This is a genomic window from Pseudomonas sp. zfem005 (assembly GCF_032621735.1).
GTDB classification, from domain to species: domain Bacteria; phylum Pseudomonadota; class Gammaproteobacteria; order Pseudomonadales; family Pseudomonadaceae; genus Metapseudomonas; species Metapseudomonas solani.
Map to the genome: position 1 here is coordinate 126,579 of NZ_JAVYJE010000009.1, position 18,984 is coordinate 145,562.

General features: G+C 67.2%; 20 protein-coding genes. 12 read left to right on the forward strand and 8 right to left on the reverse strand.

Features of this window, described 5'->3' with window-relative positions; genetic code table 11:
• The first annotated feature begins 59 nt into the window (after positions 1 to 59).
• Positions 60 to 1,004 carry a p-hydroxyphenylacetate 3-hydroxylase reductase component gene (locus tag RTW82_RS20575; RefSeq protein ID WP_021221069.1) on the forward strand — a complete coding sequence of 315 codons (945 nt, stop codon included), beginning with the start codon at positions 60 to 62 and terminating at the stop codon, positions 1,002 to 1,004.
• A 22-nt stretch (positions 1,005 to 1,026) separates the two neighbouring features.
• On the opposite strand, the gene RTW82_RS20580 is transcribed toward RTW82_RS20575, so the two are convergent.
• Complete coding sequence (locus tag RTW82_RS20580; RefSeq protein WP_021221068.1) at positions 1,027 to 1,218, reverse strand: hypothetical protein; 192 nt, start codon at positions 1,216 to 1,218, stop codon at positions 1,027 to 1,029.
• A 533-nt stretch (positions 1,219 to 1,751) separates the two neighbouring features.
• On the opposite strand from RTW82_RS20580, the gene metC reads away from it, so the two are divergent.
• Positions 1,752 to 2,933, forward strand: a complete 1,182-nt coding sequence (gene metC, locus RTW82_RS20585) for a cystathionine beta-lyase (RefSeq protein WP_316926283.1) — start codon at positions 1,752 to 1,754, stop codon at positions 2,931 to 2,933.
• Positions 2,934 to 2,951: 18 nt separating this feature from the next.
• Here metC and RTW82_RS20590 read toward each other — a convergent pair whose 3' ends face one another.
• Entirely contained in the window at positions 2,952 to 3,218 is a 267-nt protein-coding gene (locus RTW82_RS20590) for a hypothetical protein (protein ID WP_316926284.1), read from the reverse strand.
• Between the two features lie 423 nt (positions 3,219 to 3,641).
• On the opposite strand from RTW82_RS20590, the gene RTW82_RS20595 reads away from it, so the two are divergent.
• The gene (locus RTW82_RS20595; protein WP_021221065.1) at positions 3,642 to 3,875 is read left to right on the forward strand and encodes a hypothetical protein; all 234 of its coding nucleotides are present in this window, start codon (positions 3,642 to 3,644) and stop codon (positions 3,873 to 3,875) included.
• Positions 3,876 to 3,881: 6 nt separating this feature from the next.
• On the opposite strand, the gene RTW82_RS20600 is transcribed toward RTW82_RS20595, so the two are convergent.
• Positions 3,882 to 4,112: a hypothetical protein gene (locus RTW82_RS20600; RefSeq protein WP_148304300.1), complete on the reverse strand. Its 231-nt coding sequence runs from the start codon at positions 4,110 to 4,112 to the stop codon at positions 3,882 to 3,884.
• A gap of 240 nt (positions 4,113 to 4,352) precedes the next feature.
• Positions 4,353 to 4,619, reverse strand: coding sequence for a hypothetical protein (locus RTW82_RS20605; RefSeq protein WP_316926285.1), 267 nt, complete (start codon positions 4,617 to 4,619; stop codon positions 4,353 to 4,355).
• 299 nt (positions 4,620 to 4,918) lie between these two features.
• Between RTW82_RS20605 and RTW82_RS20610 the strand changes: the two genes are divergently transcribed.
• From RTW82_RS20610 to RTW82_RS20630, 5 genes are all read left to right on the forward strand, one after another.
• Positions 4,919 to 6,454: a nucleobase:cation symporter-2 family protein gene (locus tag RTW82_RS20610; RefSeq protein ID WP_021221062.1), complete on the forward strand. Its 1,536-nt coding sequence runs from the start codon at positions 4,919 to 4,921 to the stop codon at positions 6,452 to 6,454.
• A gap of 413 nt (positions 6,455 to 6,867) precedes the next feature.
• Positions 6,868 to 8,025: a murein transglycosylase A gene (locus tag RTW82_RS20615; RefSeq protein ID WP_316926286.1), complete on the forward strand. Its 1,158-nt coding sequence runs from the start codon at positions 6,868 to 6,870 to the stop codon at positions 8,023 to 8,025.
• Positions 8,026 to 8,067: 42 nt separating this feature from the next.
• Positions 8,068 to 8,889 (forward strand): class I SAM-dependent methyltransferase, encoded by an 822-nt coding sequence (locus tag RTW82_RS20620; RefSeq protein ID WP_316926287.1) that lies wholly within the window; start codon positions 8,068 to 8,070, stop codon positions 8,887 to 8,889.
• Between the two features lie 20 nt (positions 8,890 to 8,909).
• Positions 8,910 to 9,221 (forward strand): DUF2845 domain-containing protein, encoded by a 312-nt coding sequence (locus RTW82_RS20625; protein ID WP_037022034.1) that lies wholly within the window; start codon positions 8,910 to 8,912, stop codon positions 9,219 to 9,221.
• A gap of 71 nt (positions 9,222 to 9,292) precedes the next feature.
• The gene (locus tag RTW82_RS20630) at positions 9,293 to 11,656 is read left to right on the forward strand and encodes a DNA polymerase II (RefSeq protein WP_316926288.1); all 2,364 of its coding nucleotides are present in this window, start codon (positions 9,293 to 9,295) and stop codon (positions 11,654 to 11,656) included.
• 12 nt (positions 11,657 to 11,668) lie between these two features.
• Here the strand turns inward: RTW82_RS20630 and RTW82_RS20635 are convergent, their stop codons facing one another.
• The gene (locus tag RTW82_RS20635) at positions 11,669 to 12,217 is read right to left on the reverse strand and encodes an Rrf2 family transcriptional regulator (protein ID WP_316926289.1); all 549 of its coding nucleotides are present in this window, start codon (positions 12,215 to 12,217) and stop codon (positions 11,669 to 11,671) included.
• Between the two features lie 359 nt (positions 12,218 to 12,576).
• Here RTW82_RS20635 and RTW82_RS20640 point away from each other — a divergent pair, with 359 nt between their 5' ends.
• Positions 12,577 to 13,779 carry an NAD(P)/FAD-dependent oxidoreductase gene (locus RTW82_RS20640; RefSeq protein ID WP_316926290.1) on the forward strand — a complete coding sequence of 401 codons (1,203 nt, stop codon included), beginning with the start codon at positions 12,577 to 12,579 and terminating at the stop codon, positions 13,777 to 13,779.
• A 180-nt stretch (positions 13,780 to 13,959) separates the two neighbouring features.
• Here the strand turns inward: RTW82_RS20640 and RTW82_RS20645 are convergent, their stop codons facing one another.
• Together RTW82_RS20645 and RTW82_RS20650 are read right to left on the reverse strand one after the other, a co-directional pair.
• Positions 13,960 to 14,589 (reverse strand): LysE family translocator, encoded by a 630-nt coding sequence (locus RTW82_RS20645; RefSeq protein WP_316926291.1) that lies wholly within the window; start codon positions 14,587 to 14,589, stop codon positions 13,960 to 13,962.
• 113 nt (positions 14,590 to 14,702) lie between these two features.
• The gene (locus RTW82_RS20650) at positions 14,703 to 15,170 is read right to left on the reverse strand and encodes a protein activator (RefSeq protein ID WP_316926292.1); all 468 of its coding nucleotides are present in this window, start codon (positions 15,168 to 15,170) and stop codon (positions 14,703 to 14,705) included.
• Positions 15,171 to 15,401: 231 nt separating this feature from the next.
• Here RTW82_RS20650 and RTW82_RS20655 point away from each other — a divergent pair, with 231 nt between their 5' ends.
• Positions 15,402 to 16,052, forward strand: a complete 651-nt coding sequence (locus RTW82_RS20655) for a MarR family transcriptional regulator (RefSeq protein WP_316926293.1) — start codon at positions 15,402 to 15,404, stop codon at positions 16,050 to 16,052.
• A 55-nt stretch (positions 16,053 to 16,107) separates the two neighbouring features.
• Here RTW82_RS20655 and RTW82_RS20660 read toward each other — a convergent pair whose 3' ends face one another.
• Positions 16,108 to 17,064 carry an AraC family transcriptional regulator ligand-binding domain-containing protein gene (locus RTW82_RS20660; RefSeq protein WP_316926294.1) on the reverse strand — a complete coding sequence of 319 codons (957 nt, stop codon included), beginning with the start codon at positions 17,062 to 17,064 and terminating at the stop codon, positions 16,108 to 16,110.
• Between the two features lie 67 nt (positions 17,065 to 17,131).
• Between RTW82_RS20660 and RTW82_RS20665 the strand changes: the two genes are divergently transcribed.
• A complete protein-coding gene (locus RTW82_RS20665) occupies positions 17,132 to 17,995 on the forward strand; it encodes a sterol desaturase family protein (RefSeq protein WP_316926295.1) in 864 nt (287 codons plus the stop codon).
• A gap of 86 nt (positions 17,996 to 18,081) precedes the next feature.
• Entirely contained in the window at positions 18,082 to 18,975 is an 894-nt protein-coding gene (locus tag RTW82_RS20670; protein ID WP_316926296.1) for a LysR family transcriptional regulator, read from the forward strand.
• Positions 18,976 to 18,984: the final 9 nt, after the last annotated feature.

The window sequence follows — 18,984 nt, forward strand, 5'->3', positions numbered from 1 at the left end:
CGCCACACTCCGTTCGCTCACCTGCCAACCGGGCGCGGGCCCGGTTGCGAGGAATCGCCATGACCCAACAGAACAATGAAGCGGGCTTCGACCCGCGTGCCTTCCGCCGTGCCCTGGGTAACTTCGCCACCGGCGTGACCGTCATGACCGCCGCCGCCGATGGCCGCCGCGTGGGCATGACCGCCAACAGCTTCAACTCGGTGTCGCTGGACCCGCCGCTGGTGCTCTGGAGCATCGACAAGCGCGCCACCAGCCATGAGGTCTTCGCCCGCGCCGGGCACTTTGCAGTGAACGTGCTGGCCGCCGACCAGATCGACATTTCCAACCAGTTCGCTCGCCCCAGCGACGACCGCTTCGCCGGCCTGCGCGTGGAGGAGGGCGCCGGTGGTGCGCCGCTGCTGGAGGAATGCGCGGCGCGCTTCCAGTGCGAGAAGTACCAGGAGCTGGACGGTGGTGACCACTGGATCCTGATCGGCAAGGTTGTCGCCTTCGATGATCTGGGCCGGGCGCCGCTGCTGTATCACCAGGGCGCCTATTCGACGGTGCTGCCGCACCCGCGCCTGCTGAAGAAGGACGAGGCCGCCACCCGCACCGCCTTCCAGGGGCGCCTCAACGACAACCTCTATTACCTGATGACCCAGGCCGTGCGCGGCTACCAGGAGGACTACCAGCCCCGGCAGCTGTCCACCGGGCTGCGCACCAGCGAGGCGCGCATGCTGATGGTGCTGGAGAAGGATGCGAGCCTGGGCATGGCCGCCCTGCAGCAACTGGTGAACATGCCGACGCGGGAGATCGAAGCGGCGGTGGACACCCTGACCCGCAAGGGCATGCTCAGCGGCGATGCCCAGGGCTGCAGCCTGACGCCCGCGGGCATGGACCAGGCGGAAACCCTCTGGGAGATCGCCGAACGCCAGCAGGAGCGGGTCTTCGCCCGCTTCAGCCAGGAGCAGCTGGCCACCTTCAAGGAGATGCTGCGGGCGGTCGCCCGACTGGGCGAGGCCTGAGGCGGAATGCCGTGCGGGAGGCCTAGACGGCGTCCCGCATGGCGCGCAGGTCCAGGGCGTCCTGGTGCATGCGCTGGATGACGTCGAACAGCTGCTGGCGCAGGGACTCGTCGCCGATACGGTCGGCGGCGCGCATCACGGCGATGGCGGCGTCCTCGTTGTGGATGGCGACGCGTTCCAGGTTCTTGCGGAAATCTCGTGTGGCGCGTGTCACGGGTAGGACCTCGGGGAAAACTGCGCGCAGTCTGGGGGATAAATGTTGCCGTGAAGTTGCAGCGGGCTGGCTTGGTAATGGCCTGCAACAGATTCCCCGGCGCAAAAAAAACCGACCTGCAAGAGGTCGGTATTACCCATATGGGCCTGCCAATCAGAAGCATTCTGCATGCATCCATCTGCCGTTGGATGCAGGGCCATGATCGTGGGATTGGATGACGGTTTCATGTCGCACGTGTGACATTTTCATTGGAGCGTGGGAAGCCATGTTTTCAAGACGTGGTCATGAGCTGTCGGGTCTGCCTGTGAGGATTCAAGCGGAGGACCCGACAGGATGAGCGCGTACCGAAGTGAGCGATGGCTGCATGCTCCGAGGTCTGGTGCGCCCTCTGCCAGGGAGCCAAAAGCAACGCCACGTCCTAACGCGGTATCGGCCCTGGGCGTTAAAGCCCATCGGTGACGGGAAGCCTTCGTGAACCACGGGCAGGCTTCAGGTAGCATCGGCGGCTTAGACGACTCCTGGCCCGCCTCGCAATGAACAAAGACGATATCCCGGCATTCAGTATCAGCACCCAGCTCACCCTGCTCGGCCGCGACCCGGCGGAGCAGTTCGGCTTCGTCAACGCGCCGCTCTACAAGGGCTCGACCATCATCTACAAAACGCTGGATGACATCGAAGCCCGGCGCAGCCGCTTCTCCTACGGCACGGCCGGTTCGCCGACCATCGCCCACCTGGAGGACGCCTGGACCCAGCTCACCGGCGCCAAGGGCACCGTGCTGTCCACCTCGGGCCTGGGGGCCGTGGCGCTGGCGCTGTTCAGCACCACCAAGGCGGGCGATCACATCCTGATCCCCGACAGCGTCTACCGGCCCACGCGCAATTTCTGCAACCAGATGCTGGCTCGCTACGGCGTGACCACCACCTACTACGACCCGATGATCGGCGCCGATATCGAACGCCTGATCGGCCCGAACACCACCACCCTGTTCCTGGAAGCGCCCGGCTCACAGAGCTTCGAGGTGCAGGACATCCCGGCCCTGGTGGAGGTGGCGCGCCGCCACGGGGTGAAGACCATCCTCGACAACACCTGGGCGACGCCGATCTTCTTCCGTGGCCACGACCACGGCATCGACCTGACGGTGGAGGCGGGCACCAAGTACCTGGGCGGGCATTCGGACATCCTGCTGGGGCTGGTCACCGCCAACGAGGCTTGCTGGCCGGCCCTGCGCGCCACCTACGACGCCATGTCGATGCTGCCCGGCGCGGAAGACTGCGTGCAGGCGCTGCGCGGCATGCGCACGCTGTTCCTGCGGCTCAAGGAAGCAGAGCGGCGTGGCCTGGAGATGGCCCGCTGGCTGAGCGAGCGCCCGGAGGTGTCCCGCGTGTTGCACCCGGCCTTCGAGAGCTGCCCCGGCCATGCCCACTGGAAGCGCGACTTCAAGGGCTCGTCCGGGCTGTTCTCCATCGTCCTGGCGCCGGGCTACACCCGCGATGGCCTGGCGGCGATGCTCGACAACCTGTCGATCTTCAGCATGGGCTTCTCCTGGGGCGGCTACGAAAGCCTGGTGATCCCCTTCGATTGCAGCACCTACCGCACCGCCACCCGCTGGGAGGCCGAAGGCTTCGCCTTGCGCCTGCAGATCGGCCTGGAAGACATGGACGACCTCAAGGGCGACCTGGCCCGTGGTTTCGCCCGCCTGGCCGCAGCTGGCTGAGACGCTGCGGATGGGCGGTCAGGAAGAGTCGCGCCCGGGCAGCAGCTGGCTGTAGGGTGCCTCGGCGCCGCCCGTGCGCCGTAGCAGGCGCACGTCGGTGACTTCGATGTTGCAGTCGGCGAGCCAATCCTGGATCGCCTCGCTGGAGCGGGACGGCCGTTTCTCGCCCGGGAACTCGAGGGTATAGATGGAGAAGCCTATGGCCTTGATGTTGGGGATGGCCCGGGTGTTCATCTTCATGTGCCGGGGTTCACCCTTGAACCGGTAACTGATCAACCATTCCATAAGCGTCTGCGGACTCGATCGCACTGCATCGGTGCACTGGCGTACCGATGACCCCCTGATATCAGAAGTGGCAAACCTAGCAGAACGCGCCGCGCTGGCAATGCTAGCAATCTGCTGCAACCCGCGCCCTTGAGCATTGGCGGCACTTGGCGACGAAAGGCATGTCAAGCCATGCAGCGGAAGTCGTTTTTAACGGTCGATTTGCCTATGGGTAGCCAGGGTTCGGGGGTCGTCATGTGCGGAGGCGTCGAGGTGGCGGGTCGTTTTACGGAGAGCGGCAGGGCGAGGCGGGTGTACTTCCTCAGCCCCAGGGCGGAACTGCCCGTGGTGCGGCCCGATGGCTCCATCGAGTGGGTTCCCTGGGGGCGCCGGCCACGGCAGCCGGGGGCCTTGCCCGCCAGTGGCTGGGCGCGGGAGAACTGCATGACCCTGGAAGCTTGGGAGCCCTATCGCCCACAGGCGGTGAAGATCGCCGTGCAGCGCTACATGGAGAAGGACCGGGCGCAGCAGCCGCACTGGTTCGACCTGGTGGCGAGCCAGTGCCTGCAAGGCGTGCTGCTGGAGACCGAGCGGGAGCGCAGGGTCTATGTGGTGATCGGGCAGCCGCCGCTGGGCTGCGAATTCATCCAGGACCGTTGGCCGTTGATCTCGGCCTGATCCGGGCTAGCCGTCCACCCGGTGGGTGGTGACGCCGGAGACGCCGATCTCCTGGGAGGCGAGCACCTTGTTCTCGAAGGAGGAGCCGCCCAGGCTGCGGTCCACCTCCAACTGCCCGCGGTGCTCGGCAATGATGTGCGCGAGGGCCAGCTCCAGGCCCATTTCCTTTTCCGTGTGGCGCACACGAAGGCTTCTTGGTGCGCCCCTGAGCTTGTACTGGATATCGAAGTAATGCATTGCAGCCTTCCTTGTTGGCGAACCTGGCTCTTTCTCCCGTTGCGATAGTGCAGCGGAAACCGGGGCCTGCGCCAGTGCGAAGCCGATCTTTCGTCGCAACGGCCAATGCCGGCGGCGACCGCAGATTGGAGCGATGCAGGGCCGTGCGGGTTCCGGTCGCGTGCAGCGCGGGTCGAGGAGGGCGGAAGGATGCGGGTTGCGACGGCGCGCCCGGGTGGTTGCCCGGGCGTGCCGCTGGGGTCACGCGCTCAGGGCGCGGGGTCGAAAGCTGCGGCGGTTGGCGATGGCAATGGCGAATTCCTCGCTCAGCACCTTGCTCAGTTGCCGGATGGACAGCGGCGACGACAGCTCGGCCTGGGTCAAGCCGTGGATGGTGATGACGTCCAGATCGGTACGGCGGGTGAATTGCAGCGAGACCGTGCCGTTGTCCATGCGGGTCGCCTCGCACATGTAGGCGGGCATGTAGAGGGTGAAGAGTTTGCCGATATCGGCCATGGCGAGCGGCATGCGCGTTTCCTCCTTGAATGCGGTTGGGCTGACCACCTGGTCACGGCATCAGCGTAGGCGAAATTCAGTCGCTGTAAACACTGTCAGTGTGAGCCGTGCCACGACTCGAAAAGTGCCGTCCGTCACGTCCGCTTTTGCTGCCTTCAGGCCGCAACCCGCATGGATACAGGGTTATGACCACTTGGTCAGGAAATGAGGATTTCACAAGCGTATTTTTTGTATACAACCCTCTGGATATATGCAGACACTTTTGTTTACAGTGCGCCCACAACAACGACAAGAAGTGAGTGCACCTCCTCATGAACAAGCTATCCGAAGCTACGTCCGTCGCATCACGTCCGGAAGACGAGAACCTTGGCATCGGCGCCAACCTCGCCTACGGCTTGCAGCATGTCCTGACGATGTATGGCGGCATAGTCGCCGTCCCGCTGATCCTCGGCCAGGCGGCAGGGCTAAGCCCTTCCGAAATCGGTCTGTTGATCGCCGCCTCGTTGTTCGCTGGCGGCCTCGCAACCCTCCTCCAGACCCTCGGCCTGCCGTTCTTCGGCTGTCAGCTGCCCCTCGTCCAGGGCGTGTCCTTCGCCGGCGTCGCCACCATGATCGCCATCCTCGGCAGCAACAACGGTGAGGGCGGCATCCAGTCGGTGCTGGGCGCGGTGATGGCCGCATCACTGATCGGCCTGTTGATCACCCCCATCTTCTCCCGCGTCACCAAGTTCTTCCCGCCCTTGGTCACGGGGGTGGTGATCACCACCATCGGCCTGACGCTGATGCCGGTGGCCGCACGCTGGGCCATGGGCGGTAACAGCCAGTCCCCGGACTTCGGCAGCATGACCAACATCGGCCTGGCCGCCATGACCCTGGGCATCGTGCTGCTGCTGAGCAAGATCGGCAGCTCCACCATCTCGCGCCTGTCGATCCTCCTGGCCATGGTCCTTGGCACCCTGATCGCCATGGCCCTGGGCCTGACCGATTTCTCCAAGGTCGCTGAAGGCCCGATCGTGGCGATGCCGTCGCTGCTGCACTTCGGCATGCCGACCTTCCACGTGGCCGCCATCCTGTCGATGTGCATCGTGATCCTGGTGACCCTGGTGGAAACCTCGGCCGATATCCTCGCCGTGGGCGAGATCATCGGCACCAAGGTCGACTCCAAGCGCCTCGGCAACGGCCTGCGCGCCGACATGCTGTCCAGCGTGCTGGCGCCGCTGTTCGGTTCCTTCACCCAGAGCGCCTTCGCCCAGAACGTCGGCCTGGTCGCCGTCACCGGTGTGAAGAGCCGCTACGTGGTGGCCACCGGTGGCCTGATCCTGGTCACCCTGGGCCTGCTGCCGGTGATGGGGCGCGTGGTCGCCGCCGTGCCGACCTCGGTACTCGGTGGCGCCGGCATCGTGCTGTTCGGCACAGTCGCGGCCAGCGGCATCCGCACCCTGGCCAAGGTCGACTACCGCAACAACATGAACCTGATCATCGTCTCCACCTCCCTCGGCTTCGGCATGATTCCGATCGCCGCGCCGAGCTTCTACGAGCACTTCCCCGCCTGGTTCGAAACCATCTTCCATTCCGGCATCAGCTCGGCGGCGATCATGGCCATCCTGCTGAACCTGGTGTTCAACCAGTTCACCGCCGGTAACCCCGACCAGCCTTCGGTGATCTCTGCCGGCCACGAACGCAGCCTGCGCTACACCGACATCGCTGCGCTGAACGATGGCGACTACTTCCAGAACGGCAAGCTGTACGACGCCGAAGGTAACGAAGTACCGCTGGCCGACGATGACGACCACCACGGCAGCCCGGCCCCACGGCCGACGCGAAGCCAGGCGGACGCGGTGCACTGACGCACCCCCGCGATAAACCGGACCCGGCCCCAGTGGCCGGGTTCTTCATTTGGGGCATCGGCGACACCGGCCGGCACGTTCCCGTAGGAGCGAGCTCTGCTCGCGAAGCTTCTGCGGGAGGCATGCCTCGACTTCCATCCACCGGGGGCGTGTCTGCGAGGGGGAGGGCGCAAGAGAGGCAAGGGCGATGCTGCGCATCGCTTGGCGACTGAAGTCGCCCCTACAGTCCCACCTAAAGCGGCCCCTGCGTGCCGCCGCGAAAATTGCGTTGGAAGCAGGGCGCAGGGAACCCCGGGGCCTTCCTGCAATCTCTGATAACGCTTTGTTACCGCTGCCCGGGCCGTTGCGTTTGACCTGGGCTTTTGCCTTCACCAAGCTACGCGCTTCGCCACCACTGCCCAGGAATCACCCGCGTGTCCCCAGCCTTCCGCCACTGGCGCCGAACCCTTTTCTGCCTCATTCCCCTTGCTGCGCTGCTGTCAGGTTGCGACCAGGGCGAGCCCGAGAAGCCCCAGCCGCCGGTCAAGGCCACCACCTACCTCGCCGTCGACTGGGGCCAGGTGCCCGCCACGGCCGACCAGGAGCTGCTCAACGGCTTCGCCGCCTGGCGCTCGGCCTGCACTCGCCTGGCCAAGGACCCGGTCTGGTCCGGCACCTGCGCTGCTGCGGCACCGGTGCCCATGGAAGCCAGCGCCGTCCGCGCCTTCCTCGGTGCCAACCTGCAGCCCTATAGCCTGCGTTCGGCGGAGAAGGGCGAGCATGGCCTGATCACCGGCTACTACGAGCCGGTCTACCCCGGCCACCTGCAACGCACCGAACAGGGGCAGGTGCCGGTCTATGGCGTGCCGGACGACCTGATCGTCGTCGCCCTGGACGAGATCTACCCCGAGCTCAAGGGCAAGCGCCTGCGTGGCCGCCTGGAAGGCCGGGTGCTCAAGCCCTACGACGATGCCGCCGCCATTCGTGGCGAGGGCGTCAAGGCGCCGGTGCTGGCTTGGCTCAACGACCCGATGGACCTGCAGTTCCTGCAGATCCAGGGCTCCGGTCGCATCCAGCTGGACGATGGCCGCCAACTGCGCATCGGCTACGCCGACCAGAACGGCCACCCCTATCGCCCCATCGGCCGCTGGCTGGTGGAGCAGGGGCTGCTGCAGAAGGAAGAAGTGAGCATGGGGCGCATCCGTGACTGGGCCGTCGCCAACCCCGGCCGGGTCGATGAGCTGCTGGCCAGCAACCCCAGCTATGTGTTCTTCAGTGCCCGCCCGGACAGCAACGAAGGCCCCCGAGGCTCCCTCAACGTGCCCCTCACCGCCGGTTATAGCGTGGCCATCGACCGCAAGGTGATCCCCCTCGGCAGCCTGCTCTGGCTTTCCACCACCCGCCCGGACGGCGCCCCCGTGGTACGCCCGGTGGCGGCCCAGGACACCGGTGGCGCCATCGTCGGCGAAGTGCGCGCGGACCTGTTCTGGGGTACCGGCCACGAGGCCGGCGAGCTGGCTGGCAACATGAAGCAGGAAGGGCGCATCTGGATGCTCTGGCCCAAGGGCATGGCGCCGCCCGAAACGCCCTGAACCTGGGCGGTACTCGACTATCCGCAGGAAAAGGAGATTTCCATGAGCGACTACATCCACCTGAACAAGGCCAACTGGGACCAGCGCGCCGTGCTTCACGCCACCTCGCGCGGCTATGACGCGGCGGCCTTCGTCGCCGACCCGCAGCACCTCTCCGAGGTGGTGCGCTTCGACCTGCCGCGCCTCGGCGACATTAGCGGCCTGCGCGGCGTGCACCTGCAGTGCCACATCGGCACCGACACCCTGTCCCTGAGCCGGCTCGGCGCGCAGATGTGCGGGCTGGATTTCTCGCCGCAATCCATCGCCGAGGCCCGTTCCCTGGCCGAGCGGTGCGGCACGCCGCTGGAATGGCTGGAGTCGGACGTGTACGACGCCGACCAGGTGCTGGAACCCGGCGCCTTCGACCTCGTCTACACCGGTATCGGCGCGCTCTGCTGGCTGCCCAGCATCGAGCGCTGGGCCCGCGTCGTGGCCTCGCTGTTGAAGCCGGGCGGGCGCCTGTTCATTCGCGAGGGCCATCCGATGATGTGGGCGATAGACGAGGAGCGGGAGGACGCCCTCCATGTCGACCTGCCTTACTTCGAACGGGCCGAGCCGCTGGTCTGGGAATGCGACACCACCTACGTGGAGTCCCCCGACACGCTCACCGCCACCGTCACCCATATCTGGAACCACGGCCTGGGCGAGATCATCACCGCCTTGCTCGGTCACGGCATGGAGATCACCGCCCTGGAAGAGCACCAGAGCCTGCCCTGGAACGCGCTGCCCGGGCGCATGAGCCAGCACGCCGATGGTGAATGGCGCCTGGACGAGGCACCCTGGCGTCTGCCCCTGAGCTATACGTTGCAGGCGATCAAGCGCTGACGAACGCTGGAGGACGACCCATGAAGCCTTTTATCCCCCGTGCATTGCTCGCCCTGCTGCTCATCGCGGCTTGGTGCGCGCCGGCCCAGGCCCTGACCCTGCGTTGCAGCAAGGGCCTGGTGTTGCAGGAAGACAGCCTGGAGGAGGTGCTGCGCAAGTGCGGCGAGCCGGACAAGCGCGTGCGCACGCTGCCGGCCCTGCGCAACAACGGCGTGCCCAAGCTCAACGCGGTGACCGTGGACATCTGGACCTACGGCCCGCGCAACGGCATGACCCGCGAGCTGCACTTCATCGAAGGCAAGCTGAAGGAAGTCAGGAGCACCCGCGACTAGCCGATCGGGCGGGCACGAGCCGCCCGGGCCACGTAGAATCGCGCCCCTGAATCTTTCCTCGAGGTCGCAAGGTGGAACTACAGCAGGGCTTCGTCCTGACCCGGCACTGGCGCGATACGCCCGCGGGCACGGAAGTGGGCTTCTGGCTGGCGACCGATGAGGGCCCCCGCTACCTGCGCCTGGCGCCGCAAACCTCCGTGGCCTTCCTCCCCGCCGAGCAGCGCGAGCGCGCCGAGGCGCTGCTGAAGAGCGAGCGTGGCGTCGAGCTGCGACCCCTGGGGCTCTGCGATTTCCGCCACCGCCCGGTGCTCGGTCTCTATTGCCAGCAGCACCGGCAACTGATCGGCCTGGACAAGAGCCTGCGCCAGGCCGGTGTCGACGTCTTCGAGGCCGATATCCGCCCGCCCGAGCGCTACCTGATGGAGCGCTTCATCACCGCACCGGTGTTCTTCGGCGGCACGCCCGATGCCGAGGGCGCATTGCTGGACGGGCAGATGAAGCCGGCGCCCGACTACCGTCCGCGCCTGCGCCTGGTGTCCCTGGACATCGAGACCACCCTCCACGGCGAGCTCTACTCCATCGCCCTGGAAGGCTGCGGCCAGCGCCAGGTGTACATGCTCGGCCCGGCCAACGGCGATGCCCGCGAGGTGGACTTCGACCTGGAGTACTGCGACGACCGCGCGCAACTGCTCGAACGCCTCAACCAGTGGCTGGTGGAGCACGACCCGGACGCCATCATCGGCTGGAACCTGGTGCAGTTCGACCTGCGCGTGCTCAACGAGCATGCCAAGCGCCTCAAGGTGCCCCTGCGCCTGGGGCGCGGTGGCGAGGCCATGGGCTGGCGCGAGCACGGCAGCCGCAACAACCACTACTTCGCCGAAGCCCCGGGGCGGCTGATCATCGACGGCATCGAGGCGCTGCGCTCGGCCACCTGGAGCTTCCCCTCGTTCAGCCTGGAGAGCGTCGCCCAGACCCTGCTCGGCGAGGGCAAGGCCATCGACACCCCCTACCAGCGCATGGACGAGATCAACCGCATGTTCGCCGAGGACAAGCCCGCCCTCGCGCGCTACAACCTCAAGGACTGCGAGCTGGTGACGCGCATCTTCGAGAAGACCGAGCTGCTCACCTTCCTCCTCGAGCGGGCCACGGTCACCGGCCTGCCCGCTGACCGCAGCGGCGGCTCGGTGGCCGCCTTCTGCCACCTGTACATCCCGCTGATGCACCGCCAGGGCTTCGTCGCGCCCAACCAGGGCGAACGCATGCCCGAGGCCAGCCCGGGCGGCTTCGTCATGGATTCGCGCCCCGGTCTGTACGAGTCGGTGCTGGTGCTGGACTACAAGAGCCTGTATCCCTCGATCATCCGCACCTTCCTCATCGACCCGGTGGGGCTGGTGGAAGGCCTGCGCCAGCCCGATGACGAACACTCGGTACCGGGCTTCCGCGAGGCACGTTTCTCACGCACGCGGCACTGCCTGCCGGCCATCGTCGAGCGGGTGTGGCAGGGGCGCGAAACGGCCAAGCGCGAGCACAACCAGCCGCTATCCCAGGCGCTGAAGATCATCATGAACGCCTTCTACGGCGTGCTCGGTTCCAGCGGCTGCCGCTTCTTCGACCCGCGCCTGGCCTCGTCCATCACCCTGCGCGGCCACGAGATCATGCGCCGCACCCGCGCGCTGATCGAGGCACAGGGTCATCAGGTGATCTACGGCGACACCGACTCCACCTTCGTCTGGCTCGGCCGCGCCCATGGCGAGCAGGAGGCGGCCGCCATCGGCCGGTCGCTGGTGCAGCGGGTCAACCAGTGGTGGCGCGAACACCTGCAGCAGGAATACGGCCTGGAAAGCGCGCTGGAACTGCAGTATGAAACCCACTACAGCCGCTTCCTGATGCCCACGGTGCGGGGCGCGGAGGAGGGTAGCAAGAAGCGCTACGCCGGGCTGGTGACGCGTGCCGACGGCAGCGAGGAGATGGTCTTCAAGGGGCTGGAAACGGTGCGCACCGATTGGTCGCCGCTGGCCCAGCGCTTCCAGCAGGAGCTGTATTTGCGCATCTTCAACCGCGAGCCCTACCAGGACTATGTGCGCGACTACGTGCGCCGCACTCTGGCCGGCGAGCTGGACGAGCTGCTGATCTACCGCAAGCGCTTGCGCCGGCGGCTGGACGACTACGAGCGCAACGTCCCGCCCCATGTGCGTGCCGCGCGCCTGGCCGATGACTACAACCAAAGCCAGGGGCGCCCGCGTCAGTACCAGAACGGCGGCTGGATCAGCTACCTGATCACCGTCGCCGGGCCCGAGCCTCTGGAGAACCGCCGCGCGCCCATCGACTACGACCACTACGTCACCCGCCAGCTGCAACCGGTGGCGGATGCCATCCTGCCCTTCGTCCAGGGCGACTTCAGCAAGCTGATCGACGGCCAGCTCGACCTGTTCTGAGCCGGCGCCGGCTCAGTCGGGCAGGTTGACCAGGGGGATCGACTCGCCGCCGGTGCGGTTCTGCTGGCGCTCGTCCATCCACTCGGCGATCTGGGCACCGAATTCCGCCGGCACCTTGCGGCCCACGCGGCGGGAAATGTCGAGGATGGTCTGCTGGGCCAGCGCCTCTTCCATGCGCTTCTGCGCCGTCAGCATCACCGCATGGATGGAGCAGGTGCCTTCCAGCGCCCAGTCCGGCGGCGAACCTTCGAACAGGGCGCAGCGCCCGCGGATATCCCGGCATTCGAAGATCGACTTGTGCCCATCGATGGCGCGGACGATATCCAGCACGGTGATCTCGTCCGAAGGGCGGGCCAGGCGGAAGCCGCCGCGCACGCCTTCGGTCGCGGCCACCAGCCCGGCCTTGGCCAGCTTGGTGAACACCTTCGCCAGGTACTCCTGGGGCACACCCTGCAGTTCGGCCATGTCGCGCACGCTGGCTTCGCGGCTGTCACCGCGGTCGTCCACGAGAAAGAGCAGGCAGTGGATGCCGTACTCGACCCCCGCGCTGTAAAGAGACATTCATAACTCCGACTGTTTGTGTCGCATATATTCTGCGATCTGTTCCCATGCATCTCAAGGCCCGCTACGGCTTCGGCGATGGGCGGGGCTGCCGTCCGTCCGCTCCAACGCTGTTGCGCAGTGCCTTGGAGGCTGCAGAAAGGTGCGCCCTTGAGCGGTGCAGCCAGCAGCATGGCGAGCGAAGCAGTGGAGGGCAAAGAAAAAATACTTGTCGCCATAAACTACGATCAATATAGTCGTAGATGTGAGCGGCTGATGGCGCCACACGAACAGCCGTACCCGGACATGCAGTTGGCGCCACTCGTAGCCCCGTCCCTATTCGAACCGAACACGACCCTTACCTCTTTGGAGACACGAACATGAAACAACGCATCCTGATCGTCGGCGCTGGCTTCGGTGGCATGTGGAGCGCCCTCAGTGCCACGCGCCTGCTGGACATCCATGGCCGCACCGATGTCGAGGTCAGTGTTCTCGCGCCCCAGGCCGAACTGCGCGTGCGTCCGCGTTTCTACGAAGCCGGCGTGCACCGCATGAAGGCGCCGCTGGGCGAGCTGTTCGCCGCCGTCGGCGTGAACTTCGTCAAGGGCCTGGTGGACCGCATCGATGTGGCAGGCAAGCGCGTGGCCTACCGTGACGAGCAGGGCGCCGCGGCCGAGTTGGCCTACGACCGCCTGGTACTGGCCACCGGCAGCAGCGTGGTACGGCCGAAGATGGCGGGCGTCGAGCACGCCTTCGACGTCGACCAGATCGAAGAAGCCGTGCGCCTGGAAGAACACATCCGCTCGCTGGGCGCGCTGCCGGCCTCCAAGGCGCGCAACACGGTGGTGGTCGCCGGTGGCGGCTTCACCGGCATCGAAACCGCCGCCGAAATGCCGGCGCGCCTGCGTGAAGCCCTGGGTGCCGACGCTGAAGTACGGGTGGTGGTGGTCGACCGTGGCGCACGCATCGGCGCCGCCCTGGGCGACGGCCCGCGTGCGCAGATCGTCGAAGCCTCGGAAGAGCTGGGCATCGAATGGTGCCTGGACGCCAGCGTCACCTCGGTGGACGACGGCGGCGTGACCCTCGCCGACGGCCGTCGCATCGAGGCCAGCACCGTGGTCTGGACCGTGGGCGTGCGTGCCAGCTCGCTGACCGAACAGATCCCCGCCGAGCGTGACGCCCAGGGCCGCCTGCACGTGGACCGCAACCTCAAGGTGATCGGCCAGGACGACGTCTTCGCCACTGGTGACGTGGCCTACGCCGCCTCCGACGACCTGGGCAACTTCGCCCTGATGTCCTGCCAGCACGCCATCGCCCTGGGCCGCTCGGCCGGCAACAACGTCGCTGCCAACCTGCTCGGCGTCGAGCCGATCCCCTACAGCCAGCCCAAGTACGTCACCTGCCTGGACCTGGGCGCCTGGGGCGCGGTGTTCACCGAAGGCTGGGACCGCCAGGTCAAGCTGGTGCGTGAGGAGGGCAAGCAGCTGAAGACCCAGATCAACAGCGTGTGGATCTACCCGCCGGCCGCCAACCGCGCCGAAGCCCTGGCAGCCGCCGACCCGGCGATCCCGGTCGTCGCATAAGCCACGGCGTCACCCCAGCCCCGCCGGTCGCAGGACCGGCGGGGCTTTTTATTGCCGCAGAATTCATGCCTCGTAGGTTGGGCTGAGGCACGAAGCCCAACGCAGCGGACCTCCACAGCGCACCGTTGGGCTTCGCACGCTCGGCGCCAACCTACGGGCCTGCAAATCTGGCGCTATGGCTCAAGCCGGCCGCTGCATCACCACCAGGCGCAGGGCGAGGGCGCCGAACAGGCTGGCCAGGCCCCATTTCTGCAAGCTGGCGAAGCGACCACGACCGCTGAGGCGGTGTGCCATGGCTCCGCCCACCAGGCCGAGGGCGGCATGGAAGAGGAAGGCCAGCAGGGTGAGCAGGGCGCCCAGCAGCAGGAGCTGCTCGGCGATGGGGCCGCGCTCGGGCACCACGAACTGTGGCAGGAAGACGAGGAAGAACAGCAGCGCCTTGGGGTTGAGCAGGCTGTTGAGGGTGGCGCGCATCAGCACCGCCCGCAGCGGCAGCGGCGCGACGCCCGTGGCACCGGCGGTGGCGCTGCTGCGCAGGGTCTTCCAGGCCATCCACAGCAGGTAGAGGGCCCCGGCCAGGCGGATGATGTCGAAGGAGGGCGGCCAGGCCGCCACCAGGCCGGTGATGCCGGCGGCGGTGAGCAGGGTCAGGGTCGCATCCGCCAGGCTGATGCCCAGCGCCGCCGCCAGGCCACCGCGCCAGCCGCAGGAAACCCCGTGGCTGATGACGAAGGCCATGTTCGGCCCCGGCGAGATCAACAGCAGCGCCACGGCGCAGGTGAAGATGACGAAGGTGTCGAGGTCGAGCATGGCAGCAGTCCTGGCGAGGGCCGCGGGTGCGGCCGGTCGCGCAACACTACCGGGCCGTCGCCGGCATCACCCGCTACAGCTGCGCGGTTTTTTCATGGCACACCCGGTGTCAGTCAGGGCAGGGTGAGCGCCGGCGTGGTCACCAGGGTCATGCTCTGCAGCGTGCAACTGCCCCAGGGCAGGCTGGTTGCCGACAGGCTGTTGCTGGCGTTGCTCCAGGTGGTGGCCAGCGTTGCGGCGCTGCAGGTCACGGTGCCGATCCTGATGCCCATATTGCTGACATTCACGGTCGTGACGCTGGTCGGTTGCCAGGGCCAGGGCAGGCCTTGCGGGGCAATGTTCGCGCAGAGCGGGTTGCTGCCGGTCAGGGTGGCGGCCGTCACGGAGGCTCCACCGCCGGGGTTGGCGACCCCGTGCACCGTGAGCGTGCAGGTGACCGCCGGCAACACTGGGTTGTACTTCACGCTGAAGGGGCCGGTGGCGGTGAAGGCGCCGCCCGGGGTGAAGGCGGAGGAGACCAGGGACCAGATGGCCAGGCCGAGCAGGGCCAGTATCTTCAGGGCGGCTTTGTAGGGGTTCATCGTGTCGTTCCTTGTCAGCGTGCGAATGCCCGGTGGCTGTCCTTGGCCCGGGGCGGTAGGCGCAGGCTAGACCCATCCGCGGCGCTGCCCAGCCAGCCAAAGGTTGGCGTGGCCGGATCACCCGCCTGGCCCATGGGAAGAAGCTACCCAGGGCGCAGGGCGATCCCCGCTCGACGCGCTTCGGGCGGCTCTCTAATATGCAACCATTCGCTTGGATATCCGGACCGCGCCTTGACCACCTCCGACCCCATCACCGACACCGCTGCCTCCACCAGCGATCGCACCCTGCTGTTGATCAAGACCCGGGGCCCGGTGTCCACCGCCGCCCTGGCCCAGGCCCTGGAGATGACGCCGGAAGCGGCGCGCCAGCAGGTGCAGAAGCTGGTGGCCGCAGGGTGGGTGGAGGGGCGTCAGGAGCCGGCATCCGGTGCCGGGCGGCCGAGGCAGAACTGGGTGCTCACCGATGCCGGTTACGCCCGTTTCCCGGATACCCACGCGCAGCTCACGGTGCAGTTGATCGGCTCGGTGCGCCAGCTGTTCGGCGAAGAGGGGCTGGACCGTCTGATCTGCCAGCGCGAGGCGGAGTCCCGCGCGGTCTATCGCCAGGCCTGCAGCAGCCGCAGCCTGCCCAGGCGCCTGGAGCAGCTGGCGGCGGTGCGCTCGACCGAGGGCTACATGGCGCGGGTGGAGCGGGATGGCGAGGATTGGCTGCTGATCGAGGACCACTGCCCCATCTGTGTGGCGGCACGGAGCTGCCAGGGCTTCTGCCGCTCCGAGCTGCAACTGTTCCAGGAAGTGGTGGGCGAGGAGGCCGAGGTGGTCCGCGAGCAGCACCTGCTGGCCAATGCCTCCCGCTGCGTCTACCGCATCAGCGCCCGCTGAGCGGCATTCCTTCTGATTGCTCTCATCCTCCCGGGCTGAAGCCAGGACTACGGCCTTAGTCGCGCCAGCGCTTGCGGGCGTGCTGGTAGGCGGCCAGGTCGGCGTAGCCGAGCTGTTCGGCGATCTCCGCGCGGCCCAGGCCCTGCAACTCCAGGTGCTGTTCCAGTTCGCCACGTACCAGGTCGAGCAACTGGCGGAAGGTCAGGCCCTGTTCCTCCAGGCGCCGGCGCAAGGTACGCGGGCTCTGGTGCAGGGCTTCGGCCTGGTTCTCCAGGCTCGGCGCCTCACCCCGCGCCAGGCTGCGGCGCACGCCGCTGGCGACACGGGCGGCCCAGCCGCTGAGCTGGTGCTGGCGGGCCAGGCGGCGGTCGAGTTCGCTGGTCAGCAGGTCGAGCATGCCGGGGTTGTGTCCCTGCATCGGCAGGCTGAGGGTGGCCGGGGCGAAGTACAGGCGGTTGTGGTCGCAGCCGAACTGCTGGTCATCGCCGAACCAGGCCCGGTATTCGGCGTGATAGGCGGGGCGGGGGTAGGTGAAGCAGGCCCGCGCCGGTTTCACCTCGACGCCTGTGCCCCGGCGCAACTGGGTCAGCGCCATCACGTTGTAGTGCTCGACCACATAGCGGGCCAGGCCCTCGGGCGCGTCGATGCGCAGCTCCACGGCGACGCCGCCGGTATCTTCCACCAGCACCAGGTTCTCCATGTCCGAAGCCAGCGGTGCATAGCGCGCCCAGTAGGCGACGGCCTGGGCGACATCGACGCAATACAGGCACAGCTGGGTAAGCACGTGCAGGTCCCGCGAGCTGAACCGGGCGAACAGGTGCAGGCCGATGGCGGGGTCGTGGCGCGCGGCATCCGCCCAGAGCTGCTCCAGCTCCACCAACTGGTAGTCGCGCTGTGGGCCACGGGACTGTGCATCGAGGTAACGCTCCAGCACCTGGCCCATGGCGCCGCGATGGAAGCGCCGGACCGGCGACTTGGCCTCGATTCGGATGTTTCTGTCCTCTTCTCGCATAGGTCGGGCGGGTGTCCTGGTTTCTCATGGCTGGGCAATGCCCCTGTCGGGCCGGAACGAGATTGCCATGAATACAACAACGCTCGCCAATAACCCCACGCTGATAGTCGCCGCCATCTTCCTGGGGTTCATCCTGCTGGAAATAGCCTGTGCCTGCTTCCGCCAACCCCAAGGTCAGCGCCGTGACGCGCTGATCGAGATCATCGGCTCCAGCCTGCTGCTGGGCTTCACCTTCCCCCTGGTGATGACCATCAGCGCCAAGCTGCTGGACCACTTCGTGCCCGAGGCGAAAGGCAGCCTGGCCGGCCTGCCCTGGCTGGCGGGGTTTGCGCTGTTCCTGGTGTTCGATGACCTCACCCAGTACGCCTGGCACCGCCTGGCCCACCGCGTGCCGCTGCTCTATGCCCTGCACCGGGCACACCACTCGGCGCCCTACATGAGCATCCGCATCGTCTACCGCAACAACAGCTTCTACTACCTGCTGATGCCGGGCCTGTGGCTGAGCGGGATGCTCATCCACATGGGGCTGGCGCCGGTCTACTACGTCTACCTGATCCTCAAGATGTGCGTGATCTTCGGCGCCCACAGCAGCGTGCCCTGGGACGACAGGCTCTACCGCATCCGCCCCCTGCGCCCGCTGATGTGGCTGCTGGAGCGGACCATCTCCACGCCCTCCACCCACTCGGCCCACCACGGCCTCAGCGCCGACGACGGCGTGACCCACTACAAGGGCAACTACGGCAACCTGCTGTTCTTCTGGGATGTGCTGTTCGGCACGGCGAAGATCACCCGCCGCCGCCCCGAGCGCTACGGCATCGAACACCTGCGGCCGGTGAGCTGGCAGCATGAGCTGTTCTGGCCGCTGGTGCGCGAGCGCGCACCGGAGCGGGAGGCTGCTCCGGGGGAGGAGGCGGGTAAAGCCACCGGTTGACGGTGAAGCCTGGAGCGGTGCCAGGTATCATCCGCCGATCCCCAGCCCGGCCCTTGTGCCGGGCTTTTCCATTCCCCGGAGCGCCCATGGACAAGCTGCTGGCCTTGAAGATGTTCGTCGCCGCCGTGGACGCCAAGGGCTTCTCGGCAGCCGCACGGCGCCTGGGCCTGGCCACCTCCTCGGTGACGCGCATGGTCGATGCCCTGGAGCAGGAGCTGGGCACGGTGCTGCTCAACCGCTCCACGCGCCAGGTGACGGTCACCGAGGCCGGTGCCGCCTATTACCAGAGTGCGCGCCAGTTGCTGGAGTACGTGGCCGAGGCCGATGCCTCGGTGATGGACGGCGGCGAGGAGCCCAGCGGGCCGCTGCGGGTTTCGCTTCCCAGCGCCTTCGGCCGCTGCCTGATCTCGCCCAGGATCGGTGAGCTGCTGCGCCGTTACCCGCGTCTGGAGCTGGATATCACCCTGACCGACGAGATCGTCGACCTGCTCGGCGAGCGGGTCGACCTGTCCATCCGCCTCGGTGCGGCGGCGCCCATGGATGGCGTGGTCGCCCGCAGCCTGGGGCAGTTCCGGCGCCACGTGGTGGCCAGCCCGGCCTACCTGGCGGAGCACGGCACGCCCGGGCAGCCGCTGGACCTGGCCGAGCATGACTGCCTGCGCTTCAACTACGGTGCGGCCCGCCAGGTCTGGACCTTCAGCGGCGAGGATGGCGAAGTCCGCGTACCGGTGCGTGGGCGCATGCGCAGCAACAACGTCGAGGTGCTGCGCGACGTGGCGCTGGCCGGGTCGGCGGTGGCGCTGCTGCCGGACTGGCTGGTGGATGCGGATATCGCTGCCGGCCGCCTGCTGCCGCTGTTCCCCGAGCACCTGGTCAATCCGGACGACACCAGCGCGGTGATCAGCGCGCTCTACCTGCCCAGCCAGCGGGGTTCGCGGCGGGTCGCGGCGTTCATCGAGTTCGTCGGCGGCTTGCTCTAGCGGCTGGCA